The sequence below is a fragment of the Salicola sp. AFF1 genome (genome assembly GCF_056783195.1).
In genome coordinates, this window is record NZ_JBXAYL010000193.1 from 1 (window position 1) to 258 (window position 258).

Annotated in this window: 1 protein-coding gene; it reads right to left on the reverse strand. The window is 60.9% G+C overall.

Annotation, left to right across the window (positions count from 1 at the left end; all coding sequences use genetic code 11):
- Positions 1 to 258, reverse strand: a 258-nt coding sequence (locus tag AC1RQI_RS17310) for a transposase (RefSeq protein ID WP_481905847.1), incomplete at both ends; no start/stop codon positions are given.

Below are 258 nucleotides of genomic sequence, written 5' to 3' on the forward strand. Positions count from 1 at the left end.
GCCCAAGGCCCCGTCGCCCACGGCCAGCTTAGGCGCATGTTCCAGGTTCTTTTCCTTCAAACGCGTAAGCAACTGATACCAACTGGCTTCGGACTCGCGGTGGCCGTCGTCAACGGCTACCAGCTCCTTGTGGCCGTGCTCCGTGACTCCGATGATCACCAGCAGGCACAGTCGGTCATCCAGGCGGATGTTGCTGTATACCCCGTCTGCCCACCAGTAGACGTAGCGCTTTTGGCTCAGATCCCGCTGCTGCCAGTC